Source organism: Actinoplanes sp. NPDC051411, from assembly GCF_040682075.1.
Taxonomy (GTDB): Bacteria; Actinomycetota; Actinomycetes; order Mycobacteriales; family Micromonosporaceae; genus Actinoplanes.
Genome location: NZ_JBFBAD010000199.1, coordinates 1 through 14,254 on the forward strand (window position 1 = coordinate 1; position 14,254 = coordinate 14,254).

The following is a 14,254-nucleotide window of genomic DNA, read 5'->3' on the forward strand; positions in this document are numbered from 1 at the left end:
TGATCGACACTTCGGACAAGTCACTTCCCGGACCCGCCAGACCACAGCCTAAAACACCACTCACGATCAACACTTGACAGAGAGGGGTGCCAGATCCGGATGCCAGCCCGGAGCCCGTTCGTCATGATCCTGGCGTGATTACTGACTTACCCTAACTTGGTTTTTAACCTGTGCGGTGTCACGGTGCTCGCTGAGTAGCCTCAGGACGCCGCCGTCGCCGATTTGCTGTGACACTTCGCTTCGCCTGTGCGATCTCGCTCGCGGTTACCGTTTTCCGGGTCTTGCAGGCGTGTGATGCTCGGTCGCCTGGCCTCGCACTGTGCCCTCCGTCCCGGATCCTGCGCGTTGCTCAACGCCCACACAAACCCGAGTAGTCGCTCACCAGTTCGGTCAGTTGGCCGCAAGCGCCGACGAGATCTCCCGCGGATCGGCTGCCGCGTGCCCAGCCGGACCCCGCGGGTCACGCCGGCTGTACCGGTCGTCGCACACCAGAACGCCATCGTCCTGCAACCGCCAAGTCGGCCAGCCCTCCGGATCCTCGAGGAACCATGCTGCGAGATCATCCGCCCCCGCCCCGGCGCCGCACCGCTTCAATGCGGCTGCTAACACCGCGACCGCATCGGAGGACAGACCGGCATCCCCGAATGCGGGCAACAACAGCAACAACCGAGCATCCGGCTCAGTCACACCGGGCGAGGCCCCGATCCGATTCGCCGCCGTCACTAGCTCGCCCCAGCTCAGGCCTGGACGAAACTCGTGCCCCCCGATGTTCGCCAGCTCGAGTGAATGCACCCCACCCGGCTGGCAGAGCACGTACTCGGTTGTCTTGTCGCCGGGAACGTTGCGATAGATTACGTATATGTCGTGGCCATCACGCAGACCGATCCGGAATACCGGCCATGTATCGTGATTGACCAGCTGGCTGAGGTAGAAATTTTCGCAGGCCGCCTCATCAACTTCGAATGCCTCAGCGACGCGCGCAGGCTCACTGGCCGCCATAGTGTCGGAGAAATAGGTAGGCCAGAACAACGGGTCGGCAAGAAGCGGGGTTCCGTCAACTAGAGGGAAATCTTCGTACCCATCAATCATCACGTCTTCGATTATGCCACTTCTTCGCCTGCGCCGGATACTGGCCCAAGGCGCCATCCGACGTTGCGGTGAAATGCGAGCATCTATTCACCAGCCGGGCTGTTTGTGGTAAGTGAGTTCGCCAGCCGCGACAAGCGCGGATAGCCCCAAGGCTTCCCGGCAACCTCAGCCTTCAACGCTGACGATTTTGTAAGAAGATCATTGCAGTACGGTTCCCAGGCGCTCTCCGCTTTCGCTTCCGGAACTGCGGACAACATATGAAGGCCGATATTAAGGACATCTGCATACATGGCCGCGACCATCTGAACCTTAGCCGGGTCGGCCTCGTCCAGCGGCATACTGCTGCGCTCTGGCGAGAAATGCGGAACTAGAGAAGTGTCGTCCGCAAGGATACGCTGGACATTGTGGAGGCTGCTCAAGACGCTGTAGAGCGTTGCTACGCCGTTCATTGTGGCCTGGAAGCCAACTTGTTTAGCAAGCGCACGTGCCTGCCATCCGGCAAAGAGCAATGATCCAATGATCCCGACAGCTCCAACGATCGACAAGGCAGTTGACGACATCTGCGACTCCTTCGCTTTCCTCCAATGAGCCTTGCACTTATGCGCAAGGCACCGGCGCTTTCGTCAGCGGAGCCGATCTTGAACAAGAAGTTGGGCAGCTGGGACCATGCGCTACGCAAGATCGGCAGCAGAATCGGTTGAGTCGAAGGCAAGCGAAGATCGACTCTCGGCGCACTATCATCGGCAAATCCGGTCGATGCTGGAGTGTTCCACGGTGACGGTGCGTAGTTCATGGCCTTAGTGGAAATCTGCGGGCGTCGATGGCTGATCGCCGACGTGCACTGCAACGCGACGGGGGTGGTCCGCGGCACGCCGTCCCCGGCCGGCGCTACATCAGCGCAGCTGCCCTTCCACGCTCGCGGCTTGCTCCCGTACGAGGTCGGTGAACTCTTCGGTGATTTCCCCGCGCCGATCAGATTCTGATACGGCTTCGTCCTCGAACGCCGGATCCTGGTCTTGCGCCGCACAGACGAGCTCCTCGTCGGCGTACTCCGAGTACAGCAGGTGGCACGACGCGATTCCGGCGAGCAGATGCTCTAGCAAGTCACGGGCGGGGCGGCGTGGATCCAGCATCGTGGCGCGCACCGGCGCGGCTGACAGCATCGCCGTCCGCTGATCGGCAGGAAGCCGCTGCACCGATTCCTCGAAACGGGCACGCTCGGCCGCGATCCCCGGGAGATCAGCGATCTCGCCGGCGCCGGCTGCGACCGCTACCCGCAACAGATCCACCACCGCCCGTCGGGCAGGTATGCCAGCGCCTTCGATCTTTTCCACCATCAACGTTGGTACTGCCACGGGCACGGCCTGGATGTCGTCGGCTTCTGCGAAAACCCCGGCCGGCGTACAGCCCGCCACCTGTGCAGCCACGACTGCTGCGGCCGTCAGCCAGTGCGCTGCGGCAACACACGCTGCCGCCGGGTCGACGGTGGCGGACAACAGCCCGTCACTCAGCGGATCCGCCCGCAACATCTCATCGGCGACCGCCACCTGCAGCGGCGACACATCCAGCCGGTCCAGCGTCGCCGCCTGCACCGCCCGCCCGGACAAGTCGCCAAGCTCCGCACGAATCACCGCATCGACCTCAGTCTGCGCCTCGGTGACCAGCGCCTCGAGCAGCCCGACATCACTGAGCCGATGCAGTACTCGGCCTACCCGATGTGCCGACTCCCGCACCCGACCGTACGACACGTCGATCAGCCCCGCTGCGTTGGGAAGATTCGGTGCACGCAGCGCCGTGGCAACCTCATCGAATTGGTCTCGCTCGTCCTCGCGGCGTCGGCGATCGGCGTCATCGGCAGCCGTTGACGCCGGACAGATGTAGACCCCCCATAGCGCGGACGACAACCCGCTCAGCGCCCCGCACAGCTCGCGCGCCTGATCCTCGACGACATCGGGGGAGAGCCGGGCGACCGGATGCGTGAGCGCGCCGATGCTTGCCGACCACACGGCAACCACCTCATGACGGACTGGGTCGAACGCGTACACCGACACCAGCAGCGGCCCTTCCGTGCGAGTGCTAAGACGCCCACGTCAATCCGCCGCCACCAGGACCTGAAGCCACAGGTCAAGGCGGAATTCGGGGGCGAAAGTCGTGGGTCATAGGCATGTCCCACCGTGCCCCACCAAAGATCAAGGGCGCATAGCCGAATAGCTATACGCCCTGGTGAAACACTGTGCGCCGCGTAGGACTTGAACCTACAACCCGCGGATTAAGAGTCCGCTGCTCTGCCAATTGAGCTAGCGGCGCTCGCTGGCAACGACGGAAACGTTAGCACGCACCCGGGTGAACCCAGAAATCCACCCCCGCCAAGATCGCCAAGGGGGACTCAGCCGCGCGGCCGACTCCTAACCTTGCATCCATGGGGCAGGATGTCCCCGCAAACTTCAGAACGGGGCTAGGGATGGTCGGCATGCGTCGCTCGCTGGTGGCGGTCGTGGCGTTGGCGGTGATCGCGCCGCTGGTGCTCTCCGGGTGCGACAGTAAGAAGAGTGCGGCGGCCGCCCCGGCGCCGAGTGACCGGGTCGAAAACGCGACGACGGCTGTTCCGGCCGCCCCGGTTTCGCTGAGCATCACCCCGGCCGCCGGTAAGAAGGATGTGCCGGTGAGTGCCGAGATCGGCCTCAAACTGGCCAACGGCAAGGTCAGCTCGGTCACGGTCAAGGGCAGCGACGGCAAGGCCGTCGCCGGTGCGCTGCGTGACGACGGTTCGAGCTGGGTGCCGGGCAAGCCTTTGAAGACCAGAGAGAAGTACGCGGTGACGGTCGTCGCGACCGGCTCCGCCGGCGATTCGAAGACCGTGACCACCTCGTTCACCACCATGGGTGCGCCGTCGCACAAGACCGGCACCGGGCTCTACCTGTTCGATGACCACACTTACGGCGTCGCCATGCCGGTGGTCGTCGAGTTCAGCCCGGGCATCAAGAAGGCCGACCGGGCCGCCGTGCAGAAGCGCCTGTTCGTCACGACCCAGCCGGCGCAGCCGGGTGTCTGGGCGTGGACCTCGACCGGCACTCAGGCTTATTATCGCGCGCCCAAGTTCTGGCAGCCGGGCACCAAGCTGACCGTGCGGGCCGCGCTGGGCGGCCTGCCGACCGGTTCCGGGCGTTACGGCGACCGTGACCGCGCGGCCTCGGCCAAGATCGGGCGTGACCTCGAGATGAAGGTCGACAACGCCAGCAAGAAGATGAGCGTGGTGCAGGACGGCAAGGTGGTGCGCACGATTCCGGTGAGCCTGGGCCGGCCGAGCAAACCGTCGGTGAGCGGCACGATGGTCGTGATGGACAAGCTGGCGTCGACGGTCTTCGACACGACTGACACCGACGGTGCCGCCGGCTATCGCACGCAGATCGAGTTCGCGCAGCGGCTCACCTGGTCCGGGCAGTACATTCACTCGGCTCCGTGGTCGACCGGCGCGCAGGGCCACACCAACGTGTCTCACGGCTGCGTCAACGTGTCGCCGTCCAACGCGAAGTGGCTGTTCGACAAGACGTTGATCGGCGACCCGGTGGTGGTGAAGGGCACGGGCGACAAGCTGGCGTACGGCGACGGCTGGACCCCGTGGAATGTGAGCTGGGCCGACTTCGTCAAGGGCAGCGCCCTCCCGGTGCCGGCCGACCTGGCGAGCGCATAAGCGGGTAACCGCTCCGAGCGATACCTAAGTACCCCAAATCGGATAGACGGACCGCGGCACGAATCCGGGATTGGTGCGGAGACGGCCATCAAGCATTATTGGCGGACCGAGACGACCGAAGGCCGTGAGGGGACGATGAAGAGCATTGTGGTTCGGCGACCGTGGCGGATGGCCGGGGTCGCGCTGATCGCGGGCGCGGTGTTGCTCGCGTCCGGTTGTGGCCACGGTGCCAAGTCGCCGTCCTGGCAGGGCGGCGGTGCCTCGCCGCAGGCCGGCGGTCCCAAGGACGAGAACGAAGCGGCCCCGCCGGCGAGCACGGTCGCGGTCGTCGAGCCGAAGGCCGACGCGACCGGCGTCATGGCGATCACGCCGATCAAATACTCGTCGGAAGACCCGGAGAACACGACCGTCAAGGTCACCGACGCCAAGGGCGCCGAGGTCAAGGGGGTCCTCGACAGGGACGCCAAGACCTTCACCCCGGCCAAGGCGCTGTCTTACAACACGAAATACACCGTGACCGTCAACGGCCCCGCCACCGACGGCAAGGTCGGCACGAGCAGCAGCGCCTTCACGACGATGAAGGCGCCCGGCAAGGTCATCCGGGCGACGAGCTTCCTCGGCGACGGCATGACGGTCGGCGTCGGCATGCCGCTGATCGTCAAGTTCAACCGCGCGATCCCGACGAGCTACCGCGACGACGTCGAGCGCCGCATGGCGGTGACCGCGACGCCGTCCCAGGAGGGCACCTGGCACTGGATCAGCTCGACCGAGATCCACTTCCGGCCCAAGGTCTACTGGAAGGCCAACTCGAAGGTCTTCTACCGGGTGTCGCTGGCCGGTGTCCCGCTCGGCAACGGCTATTACGGCAAGACCGACATGACCGTCGACATCAAGGTCGGCCGGTCGTTCATCATGGCGGTCTCCAACAAGACCAAGCAGATGACGGTCACCGAAAACGGCAAGGTCATCAAGAAGCTGCCGGTCAGCCTGGGCAAGCCGAGCACCCCGTCGTGGAGCGGCACGATGCTCGTGATCGACAAGCAGCGCCACACGGTCTTCGACACGACCGACACCGACCCGGTCAACGGCTACAAGACCCCGATCGACTTCGCGCAGCGCATCACGTGGAGCGGCTCGTTCATCCATGCCGCGCCGTGGTCGGAGGGCAAGCAGGGCCATGTCAACGTCTCGCACGGCTGCGTCAACGTCTCGGAGAAGATGGGCGCGTGGCTCTTCGGGCGCACGCTGGTCGGCGACGTGGTCACGGTCAGCGGCACCGGGCAGAAGCTGAAGGACGGCAACGGCTGGACCGACTGGAACGAGAGCTACTCGCAATACAAGAAGGGCAGCTACCTCTAAAACCCTGTCGGGGGAGGCCTGGTCGGTTTCCGACCGGGCCTCTTTCCGTACGCGGTGTGCCCGGTCGGCCGTAACCTGACCAAATGCCGCAGAACCGCCGCTGGCTCCCGTTGGCTTCGACGCTGCTGTTCCTGGCCGGCTGCGGGCACTCGTCGCCGTCCCCGCTGGCGCCCCCGGCGGCCCCGCCCGCGACGTTTTCGGCCGCGGCCCAGCCTCCCGTCCCGCCCGGCGTCCCGACCGCCGAGGCCTCGGGCGCCCTTCCCGGCACCCGCACCTGCGTCGAGCTCAACGCCGCCGTCAGCCAGGCCTCGCTCATGGAGCCGGGCGTGGTCGACCATATTGTCGCCGCCTCGTCGACGGCCGACGCCCCGGTGGCCGACGCCGCCCGGCGCCTCGCCGCCGCCTACGCGAAGGCGACGACTTCGAAGGGCACCTCCCAGGAGCCGGACGCCGTGGCCGCGGTCAGCGCCGCCGCGGCCGACATGGCCGGCGTCTGCGCCGAGAGCGGCCTCGAAAGCGCGGGCTAGCCGCGCCCTCAGAACCGGCACGTCGGCGCTCCTTTTGGGCCTCCTTCATTTGGTGTGAATCATGGTCTCCCGGCTTGACCAGCCATAACGCCGCTCCGTGGCTGGGGGCTGCGCGAGCGTGCGGCGAGGCGCACACGCCGCGCCACCGGTCGGTAGCGCTGGGGCACCAAACGGACGCAAAGGCGTTTACCTCGCATTTTTCGGGGTGATCGATTGCGGGATTTCCGGGTTTTCCGAATTGCCCCAAGGAAATACGTCATCGATGGACGGCTCTGTCAAGCGACAGCGCTGCATCGATATCTGTATCACTCTGAACAGTCCATGCTGACCAGCCAAAACGCTCACCTGCGAGGTGTCGGCTGTTGTTTGGTCGTCCGTTGCCGCTTCGTGACGCTAGTTGGGTCACAATGCCTGACGCGATAACGATCAAGCGGGCAGTATCGCCGGCGTAAACCGAGATCGCGGGAGGGGCTTTCTTCGATGGCGACGATCCATCACTTCGACCACGGCTGGATCACTCCGACGGTGAGCTATGTGCTGTCGGTGCTCGGTTCGATGCTGGGGCTGACCTGTGCCGTACGGCTGCGGGCCGCGCAAGGGCGCGGCGAGCGCATCTGGTGGCTGGTTCTCGCCTCCGTCGCGCTCGGTGGCACGGCCATCTGGAGCATGCACTTCGTCGCGATGATGGGCTTCAGCGTCGTCGGCACCCCGATCCGCTACGACGTGGGCCTCACCTTCGCCAGCGCGATCATCCCGATCGTCGCGGTCGCCGTCGGGGTGGCGATCGTCGCGTTCGGCAACGGTTTCCAGAACGTGCGTCTGATCATCGGCGGCGTGCTGTCCGGGCTGGGCATCGTCGCCATGCACTACCTGGGCATGGCCGCGATGCGGCTGAACGGCGACATCTCGTACTCGATGACCCGGGTCGGTCTCTCGATCGGCATCGCCGTGGTCGCCGCCACGGTCGCGCTCTGGTTGAGCGTGACCGTGCAGAAGCCGCTGGTCATCTTCCTGTCCGCGCTGGTCATGGGCGTGGCTGTGAACGGCATGCACTTCACCGGCATGTCCGCCATGTCGGTGATGGAGCACTCGCCGCAGGGCAACCTCGCCGGTGCCTCGGCCAGCAGCATGCTGGTGCCGATCGGCCTGACCGTGGTCTTCGCCCTGATCGGCCTGGTCTACGCGCTGATGGCCGCGCCGAACGAGGAGGACCGGGCGGCCGCCGCCTATCTGGCCGCGCGGCGGGAGGGGCTGGCCACCAACGTGCCCCAGCAGCGGACCGGCGAGTTCCGCACGATCCCCCCGGTCGGTTCCGGCCCGGTGGGTTCCGGTTCCGCCGAGCGTAGTGGCCCCACGCTCGGCGGCAACTGGACCTACCGCGACCGGTCGTCCCGCTGACCCAGGCGCAGGCTGCACCCGAAGAGGTCCCGGCCGGCAACCTGTTCGCACCCTGAACGCGCCACCGTTTCTCCCGGGGGAGCACCCGGGGAGCGGGGGAGGTGCGGACGACAGTGGCCAGACTGGGCGAGCTCGCGGTGCCCGCGGCAGTGGTTGCGCCGCAGGTCACGATGGCCGAGGTGGAGAGGCTCCTGCGCGACGACCCGGACTGCCTGGGCGTGGCCACGGTGGTCGCCGACGTGATCTACCTGCTGCACCGGGCCCGGCTCGACCAGGTGCTCGCCCAGGCCGTCGGGCGGGAGCGCGCGCGCCTCGGCCGCCGGCCACTGGTCGCTTTCCTCGACGAGCCGGCGACCGTCCTGCCGTACGAGATGGCCTGGGACGACGCCGCGCGGGCGGCGATGGCCCGCCCGACCGGCCTCAAGGCCGTCCCGGTCGTCGTCGAGCTGGCCGACGGGCGGCTCGCCCTGGCGCCGATCGGCCCGCTGGTCGAGCATCTGAGCGCCGGCTACGCCGCGCTGGCCATGCGCGACAGCCTGACCGGGCTGGGCAACCGGCGCGGGCTCCGCGAGATGCTCGACTCGTTGGGCGGCGACCGGCCGGTGGCCGTGCTGGTGCTCGACCTCGACCGGTTCAAGGAGATCAACGAGGCGCTCGGCCATCACGGTGGTGACGAGGTGCTCAAGCATGTCGGGCGCGTGTTGAAAGACGGGTTCGAATGCGCCTACCGGCTCGGCGGGGACGAGTTCGTGGTTGTGCTTCCCGGCCACGACCCGGCCGGCCTCGACGGCGAGACCCGCCGGCTGCTCGACCGGCTGCGCGGCCCGGTCACCGTCGACGGGGTGCTGATCCCGATCGAGGCGTCGCTGGGGATCGCGTACGGGACGGCGGCGGGTGAACTGCTGGCGCGGGCCGACACGGCGATGTTCGCGGCCAAGCGGGACCGCACCGAGATCGAGTGGTGGCGGCCCGAGCTGCGTACCGACCAGCAGACCGACCTGCGGCTGCAGGGTGAGTTGCGCACCGCGATCGCCGGCGGCCAACTGGTGCTGCACTACCAGCCGCTGGTCGACTGCACGGGCGTGATGCGCTCGGTCGAGGCCCTGGTCCGCTGGCAGCACCCCGTCCGGGGGTTGCTCGCGCCCGGCACCTTCCTGCCCCAGGCCGAGCGCTCGACGGTGATCACCGACCTGACCGACCGGGTGCTGGCCGACGCGATCGCCCAGGCCGCCCGCTGGCGCGCCGACGGCCTCGACCTGCCGGTGGCCGTCAACCTGGCCGCCCCGGTGCTGGCTCACGACCGGTTCATCGCGGTGATCCGCGACCTGCTGGAGAGGCATGGCGTGCCGCCGACCGGCCTGATCGTGGAGATCACCGAGAGTGCCGTGATGACGAAGCCGGAGCGCAGCGCCCGGTGGCTGGCCGCGATCCGCGATCTCGGCGTGCGGATCGCGATGGACGACTTCGGCACCGGCTACACCTCGCTGGCCCTGCTCACGCAGCTGCCGCTGGACGAGCTCAAGCTCGACCGTACGTTCGTCAACCGGATCCACCACCCGCAGGAGCGGGTGATCGTCGAGGCGGTCGCCCGGATGGCCGGCGGGCTCGGCCTGACCCTGGTCGCCGAGGGCGTCGAAGACCAGATGACGGCCGACATCCTGCGCGGATTCGGGTTTGACCTCCTTCAGGGCTTTCACTTCGGCCGGCCGGTTCCGGCCGACCGATTGGCCGTCCGCTCCGGTACGCCGGCCTGAGGTCAATCATCCCGGCAAAACGCACTATTAACCGGTAGCAGGCAAGCCGGATAAATGGGGGCGTCATGGCCGTAGGCATTCTGGGCACCGGTTCGTACCTGCCGTCTCAGGTGGTGACGAACGCCGAACTCGCCGAGCGGGTCCCCGGCGCCGACCCGGACTGGATCTCCCGCAAGACGATGATCCAGACTCGGCGGTTCGCCGCGCCCGAGCAGGCCGCCTCCGACCTGGCCGCGATCGCCGCCCAGGCCGCGCTGCGGGACGCCGGCGTGCACCCGGCCGACCTCGACTTCCTGATCGTCTCGACCTCGACGCCGGACATGCCGCAACCGCCGACCTCGACGCTGGTGCAGCGGGCGATCGGCGCCGAGCGGGCCGCCTGCTTCGACGTCAACGTCGTCTGCGCCGGCTTCGTCTTCGCGCTGGCCATGGCCGAGGGCCTGATCGCGGTCAACCCCGAGGCGCGCATCCTGGTGGTCGCGTCGGACGTCTACTCCCGCATCCTCGACTTCACCGACCGGCGTACGGCCGTGCTCTTCGGCGACGGCGCCGGCGCCGTCGTGGTCGGCGCCGTGCCCGACGGGTTCGGGATCATCGATCGCGAGCTGGTGAGCCGGGGCGACGCCGCCGACCTCATCCACGTGGCCGCCGGCGGCAGCCGGATGCCGGCCTCGCCCTACACCGTCGCCCACGGACAGCACTACTTCCAGATGAACGGGCGCGGCGTGCGCGACTTCGTCAACGCCGGAGTGCCGCCGGCGCTGAACATGCTGCTCAAACGGGCCGGCGCGGTGCCCGAGGACGTGCAGCACTTCATCCCGCACCAGGCCAACGGCGTGATGCTGCAGGAACTGGTCGGCGAGGCACACCTCGAGAACGCCCTGACCCACCTGACGCTGGACCGCTACGGCAACGTGGGCAGCGCCTCGGTGCCGGTGACGCTCGACGAGGCGGCCCGGTCCGGCGCCCTCCACGACGGCGACCTGGTGCTGCTCGCCGGCTTCGGCGGCGGCATGTCGGTGGGGGCGGCGCTCCTGCGATGGGGCCCTACTTCGGCTGGATCAGCCAGTCCCAGGCCCGCTTGAGGGTCTCGCCGAGCGAGCTGTCCGAGGACGCGCTCGGCTCGGGCAGCTGACCGGCCGGCGTGTTGATGATGACGCCGCGCTCGAAGAGCCCGTCGACGTGTTCGGCGGCGGCGAAGCGGTGCCCGTCGGCGGTCTTGACGATCAGGCCGTGGAAGACGTCCTCCTGCTCGTCGGCGAGGACGTGCTCGACCTCGCCGACCCGGTCACCCGAACTGTCGAAGACCGGAGTGCCGTCCTTGAGCACCAGGTAGGAGACGGGCTCGCCGAGATCCTGTGCGTCGGTCATGCCGTCGTCTTACCCCGTTCGGGGACGGTTACGCCGGGCCGTCCGACGGCAGCGTGGCGACCTCACGGTAGAACCGGTCGATCTGCCGCACGGTCGCCTCGAAGTCGTCGAGACCGAACGGCTTCGTCACATAGGCATTGGCGCGGTGCTGATAGCTCGACACGATGTCGGGGGCTGCCCCGGACGTGGTCAGTATGACCACCGGGATCGCCTTGAGATGATCGTCGGCCTTGATCGCGGCGAGCGTCTCGCGCCCGTCCATGCGCGGCATGTTGAGGTCGAGCAGGATCAGATCGGGCCGGTGGGCGTCGGCGAACCGGCCCTCGCGGCGCAGATAGTCGAGCGCCTCCCGGCCGTCGGCCACACGCTCGACGATCGCCTGCGTATCGGCGCTCTCGAGAGCCTCCGAGATCATCAGGGCGTCCGCGTCGTCGTCGTCCACGACGAGGATCTGCAGGCTGCTGCGCACGGTCGTCCCCTTTGTTTGCAGTGTCGCAAGCATAGGGGTACGCCTCAGCCGGCCGCCATCTGCATCCCCGCCGCGAGGGCCTCCCGCTGCTCGGCGAACCACTCGCCGACCTGGGCCGGAGTCAGGTCGAAACCGGTCGCCCGGGCCCCCGACCAGTTGACGCCGACCAGCATGTCGTCGCGCTCCAGGCAGGGCAGCCAGCCGGCGAGCCAGTCGTCCAGCTCGATCACCACGATCTCGAACCCCATGAACGCGGCCGCCTGGTCGGCCACCCGCCGGGCCCGGGTCGGCTTCGACCAGAACGGCACCGCCCGCCGCCCCTCCGGGTCGGCCGGGGCCGGGTAGCCTTCCCCGTCGCGGATCGCGAAGACGCGCCCCTCGACCAGGACTTCGCGGCGAAACGCCGCCTTGTGGGCCCCGCTGAGCGACATCGCTTCCCCCTCTTTCCGGTACGCGCCATCCTGCCGTATTGGGGACCTTTAGGGGTGTTTGAGCGATATCTCCGCACGTTCAGGGGTGTCCGCCGAGGGTCCGGCGCCGCGCGTCGACCGTGACCCGGCCGGTCGAGCTGGTCTTCCTGATCGAGCGGCCGAGTCACGGGCATGGCCGAGCCGCTCGACCGGCTTGATGCCACGGGGAGGCGCATATTCTCTCTTGGCGGCCGGGTAAAACCGGGGGCTGAGCTGCATAAACAGTTGGCGTGTGCAACATCATCTTTTCGGTCAGGGGTGGCTAAACATTTGTACAAGAAAGAATAACTAAGCACGAAACGCCGAGCTTTATACCGACAACTAGCACTAGCTCCAATAGTGTCCGCTTTGTCGGTCGCGCGAGCGGCCGGCACCGTCTGGCACTGGAGGAAATCGGAATGAACAAGAGTCGGCGAATCGGCGCGATCGTCGCGATGGCGACCACGGCTGTCGGAGTGGCGTCCATGGTCGCGAGCGCGCCCGCCTCGGCCGCCGCGCCGCGCGGTCCCGAGCCGGTGTCGAACTGGCTTCGTCCGGTCCGCGCCTACACGAACAACTCGGTCGACATCTACTGGCGCACCGACCGCCCGGTCTGCGACGTGCAGGTGCGGGTCACCGGCCGCGGGGTGGAAGTCGACTACGCCGGGCACCGGCGTTACGCCTCCTTCAACCGCGGCACCATGCTGCGGCCGGGGAACACCGACTACACGTCGGTGCGGATCAACCCCGACTTCGATCGGCCCGGGTCGGCCCTCCTGCGGGCCGTCATCACGTACGACAACTGCGCGCCCCACGCCCACAGCCAGTCCAGGAGTTTCACGCTGACTCTCCCGGTCCTGCGCGGCGACCAGCCGGGCCACGGCTTCCCGGGCGGCCCCGGCAACGGCCCGGGTGGCAACCACGGTGGTCCGGGCGGCAACCACGGTGGTCCGGGCGACAACCACGGTGGTCCGGGCGACAACCACGGTGGTCCGGGCGACAACCACGGTGGTCCGGGCGACAACCACGGTGGTCCCGGTGACAACCACGGTGGTCCCGGTGACAACCACGGCGGTCCCGGTGACAACAACGGCAACCACGGCGGCACGGGTAACGACCACGGTGGCCCCGGCAGCAACGACCACGGCCAGCCGGGTGACAACCACGGCGGCCCGGCCGGCAACCACCAGCCGCCGGCCAGCAGCCCGAGCCCGACCTCGACGGCCTCGACCGGCACGACGCCGGCGGGCAGCCCGAACACCGGCCCGAGCACCAGCCCCAGCCCCAGCACCAGCCCCAGCCCGTCCACGAGCGCGTCCGGCAACGGCCACCACACCGGCGGCGGGAACGGCGGCAACGACCACGGCAACGGTGGCAACGGTCACGGGGGCGGCGGCAACAGCTAGGGGAGACTCCGGAGGCCACCAACCGGTGCGCCTCGGCTGAATCCCGAAAACCAGCATATTTCCGGCAGACACTCCTAGGCTCGGATAGGTCGGCCTCTCGAAGGCGAGGGGCCGGAGACCGGGAGGGCACTGCCATGAAGACGAGCCGGCGACTTGCCGTCCTCGGAGCAACCCTGGCCTCGGCCATGAGCCTGGCCTCGCTGGGCACCCCGGCACCCGCGTCGGCCGCCCGGCTGGAACGGGAGGGCCTGCGGCCGCTCACCACCGTGCTGCGGCCGGTCGATCCGAACGATCCGCAGTGGGTCAGCATTCGCTGGGCCACCGGCCGCCGGGTCTGTCACGTGCGGGTCCGGGTGCACGGCGGACGGGAAGACGTCGACGTGGCCTATCCGGGCGACCGGCTCTACACCTCCTTCCCCGGTGGGGAAGGGTTGGAGCCGGGCCGGGTCGACTCCACCGCGTTCCGGGTCACCGCCCACCAGGACGGTCCGGAGCGGGCGTTCCTGACGGCGACGGTCGACTACGACTACTGCCACCAGGATTCGCCGACCTTGAACGACGCCATCGGTTTCTGGCTGCCGGTGCGCGCCTGATCATCGGCTACCCAGTCGCTGCGCCGGCCGGAGAGGCAGCCGCCAACAAGGCTGTCAGCACCACCGTCACGCGGCTGATCACATAGAAGAGAAGCGGCCCGCCCGCGCGGGGGCGTAGCGGGCGGGCGCGGGCGGGTATACCGGCGGG

At 67.9% G+C, this 14,254-nt stretch carries 14 protein-coding genes and 1 tRNA gene; 8 read left to right on the top strand and 7 right to left on the bottom strand.

The window, feature by feature from the left end; all coding sequences use genetic code 11:
- Nucleotides 1-390 precede the first annotated feature (390 nt).
- The 4 genes from AB0M88_RS50105 to AB0M88_RS50120 form a co-directional block, all read right to left on the bottom strand.
- On the bottom strand, nt 391-1,092 hold the full coding sequence (locus tag AB0M88_RS50105) for a hypothetical protein (RefSeq protein WP_364114855.1): 702 nt from the start codon (nt 1,090-1,092) through the stop codon (nt 391-393).
- Between the two features lie 80 nt (nt 1,093-1,172).
- The gene (locus tag AB0M88_RS50110; protein WP_364114857.1) at nt 1,173-1,649 is read right to left on the bottom strand and encodes a hypothetical protein; all 477 of its coding nucleotides are present in this window, start codon (nt 1,647-1,649) and stop codon (nt 1,173-1,175) included.
- Between the two features lie 333 nt (nt 1,650-1,982).
- Nucleotides 1,983-3,134, bottom strand: a complete 1,152-nt coding sequence (locus AB0M88_RS50115) for a hypothetical protein (RefSeq protein ID WP_364114859.1) — start codon at nt 3,132-3,134, stop codon at nt 1,983-1,985.
- Nucleotides 3,135-3,323: 189 nt separating this feature from the next.
- Nucleotides 3,324-3,396, bottom strand: a tRNA-Lys gene (locus tag AB0M88_RS50120).
- 154 nt (nt 3,397-3,550) lie between these two features.
- Here AB0M88_RS50120 and AB0M88_RS50125 point away from each other — a divergent pair.
- The 6 genes from AB0M88_RS50125 (at nt 3,551) to AB0M88_RS50150 (ending at nt 10,903) form a co-directional block, all read left to right on the top strand.
- Nucleotides 3,551-4,780: an Ig-like domain-containing protein gene (locus AB0M88_RS50125; RefSeq protein ID WP_364114861.1), complete on the top strand. Its 1,230-nt coding sequence runs from the start codon at nt 3,551-3,553 to the stop codon at nt 4,778-4,780.
- A gap of 135 nt (nt 4,781-4,915) precedes the next feature.
- Entirely contained in the window at nt 4,916-6,139 is a 1,224-nt protein-coding gene (locus AB0M88_RS50130; RefSeq protein ID WP_364114863.1) for an Ig-like domain-containing protein, read from the top strand.
- Nucleotides 6,140-6,222: 83 nt separating this feature from the next.
- Nucleotides 6,223-6,666 (top strand): hypothetical protein, encoded by a 444-nt coding sequence (locus AB0M88_RS50135; protein ID WP_364114865.1) that lies wholly within the window; start codon nt 6,223-6,225, stop codon nt 6,664-6,666.
- Nucleotides 6,667-7,146: 480 nt separating this feature from the next.
- Entirely contained in the window at nt 7,147-8,064 is a 918-nt protein-coding gene (locus AB0M88_RS50140; RefSeq protein WP_364114867.1) for an MHYT domain-containing protein, read from the top strand.
- A gap of 101 nt (nt 8,065-8,165) precedes the next feature.
- A complete protein-coding gene (locus tag AB0M88_RS50145) occupies nt 8,166-9,818 on the top strand; it encodes an EAL domain-containing protein (RefSeq protein WP_364114869.1) in 1,653 nt (550 codons plus the stop codon).
- Nucleotides 9,819-9,883: 65 nt separating this feature from the next.
- Nucleotides 9,884-10,903: a ketoacyl-ACP synthase III gene (locus AB0M88_RS50150; protein ID WP_364114871.1), complete on the top strand. Its 1,020-nt coding sequence runs from the start codon at nt 9,884-9,886 to the stop codon at nt 10,901-10,903.
- Here the strand turns inward: AB0M88_RS50150 and AB0M88_RS50155 are convergent.
- The 3 genes from AB0M88_RS50155 to AB0M88_RS50165 are packed head-to-tail and all read right to left on the bottom strand — an operon-like array spanning nt 10,866 to nt 12,089.
- The gene (locus AB0M88_RS50155; protein WP_364114873.1) at nt 10,866-11,189 is read right to left on the bottom strand and encodes a PRC-barrel domain-containing protein; all 324 of its coding nucleotides are present in this window, start codon (nt 11,187-11,189) and stop codon (nt 10,866-10,868) included. The two genes, AB0M88_RS50150 and AB0M88_RS50155, sit on opposite strands and share 38 nt — an antisense overlap.
- Before the next feature lie 28 nt (nt 11,190-11,217).
- Nucleotides 11,218-11,658 carry a response regulator gene (locus AB0M88_RS50160; protein WP_364114875.1) on the bottom strand — a complete coding sequence of 147 codons (441 nt, stop codon included), beginning with the start codon at nt 11,656-11,658 and terminating at the stop codon, nt 11,218-11,220.
- Nucleotides 11,659-11,702: 44 nt separating this feature from the next.
- Nucleotides 11,703-12,089 carry a DUF2750 domain-containing protein gene (locus AB0M88_RS50165; RefSeq protein ID WP_364114877.1) on the bottom strand — a complete coding sequence of 129 codons (387 nt, stop codon included), beginning with the start codon at nt 12,087-12,089 and terminating at the stop codon, nt 11,703-11,705.
- Nucleotides 12,090-12,526: 437 nt separating this feature from the next.
- On the opposite strand from AB0M88_RS50165, the gene AB0M88_RS50170 reads away from it, so the two are divergent.
- Nucleotides 12,527-13,513 carry a hypothetical protein gene (locus AB0M88_RS50170; RefSeq protein ID WP_364114879.1) on the top strand — a complete coding sequence of 329 codons (987 nt, stop codon included), beginning with the start codon at nt 12,527-12,529 and terminating at the stop codon, nt 13,511-13,513.
- Between the two features lie 134 nt (nt 13,514-13,647).
- The gene (locus AB0M88_RS50175; protein ID WP_364114881.1) at nt 13,648-14,106 is read left to right on the top strand and encodes a hypothetical protein; all 459 of its coding nucleotides are present in this window, start codon (nt 13,648-13,650) and stop codon (nt 14,104-14,106) included.
- Nucleotides 14,107-14,254 lie beyond the last annotated feature (148 nt).